Source organism: Parasphingomonas puruogangriensis (assembly GCF_036663635.1).
GTDB lineage: Bacteria > Pseudomonadota > Alphaproteobacteria > Sphingomonadales > Sphingomonadaceae > Sphingomonas.
The window spans coordinates 1-1116 of sequence record NZ_JAXOJI010000040.1 but is presented as its reverse complement, the minus strand read 5'-3'; the positions used below and the strand labels follow the sequence as shown (position 1 = coordinate 1116).

Here is a 1116-nt window from a genome sequence, read left to right as displayed (position 1 = left end):
GTCCGCCGCGCGACGGAAATTCTGGAGGTCAGCCACGGCGACAAGATATTCGAGCTGGCGAAAAGTTGGCATAGGTAAGGCTCCAGACGCGATAGTCTATTCCTATCACGTTCGTCGTATTTAATCGAATATATTTAGCCTATCGTTCGTGTCATGTAACCCGAGCAGAAGCCGCACGCTGCTAAAGCGCCGTCAGGCGGAGGACAGATTGGAAGCCCGTCCGGGCGACAAGCGATATTTCCGCTCACGCTCGGTCGATTTTTGAGGAAATGGAGAATTAAAGTGGCAAAAGGATTTAACTCCAGAGCGACCATCAGTTCGCAGTCCGGAACGACTGGACTTGGCCAGGGAAGCGCCGCCTACCATGAGGGGCTACGATCCTACATGCTGTCGGTCTACAATTACATGGCGTCCGGCGTGTTGCTGACCGGCATCGTTGCCCTGCTGTTTGCGAACAGCGGGATGGCAGCTCAGATACTCGGCGATCCGGGCATCCTCAAATATGTGATCATGTTCGCACCCCTGGCGTTCGTTCTGGTTCTCAGCTTTGGCATCAATCGGCTTTCGACAGGCACAGCGCAACTGCTGTTCTGGGCATTCGCGACGATGATGGGCCTGTCGATGGCATCGATCTTCCTAGTTTACACCGGCACCTCAATCGCCACCACCTTCTTCGCGGCGGCTGCGGCCTTCGCCGGCCTCAGCCTGTTCGGCTACACCACCAAGAAGGATCTGTCCGGCATGGGCACCTTCCTGATCATGGGCGTAGTCGGCTTGCTGGTGGCGATGATCATCAACATTTTCTTGCAATCGACCGCGATGCAAATGGCGATCAGCTTCATCGGCGTGCTGCTGTTCGCCGGCCTCACTGCCTACGACACGCAGCGGATCAAGAGCTTGTATTTCGAAGTGGCAGGCACCGACATGATGGGCAAAACCGTGATCATGGGCGCGCTGTCGCTTTATCTCGACTTCGTCAACATGTTCAGCTTCCTACTTCAGTTCATGGGCCAGCGGCGTTGAACGACCGCCGTCATCCGCTGGTGCCCAAGTGGTAGAGGTGCGCCCCAGCGGGCGCACCGTGACACGGATCGCGCGCCAAAAAATGCTTCCGAC

1 protein-coding gene is annotated in these 1116 nt (G+C 56.6%); it reads left to right on the top strand.

Annotated features, from left to right (window positions below):
- Positions 1–312: 312 nt before the first annotated feature.
- Positions 313–1023, top strand: coding sequence for a Bax inhibitor-1/YccA family protein (locus U1739_RS21040; RefSeq protein ID WP_332710570.1), 711 nt, complete (start codon positions 313–315; stop codon positions 1021–1023).
- Positions 1024–1116 lie beyond the last annotated feature (93 nt).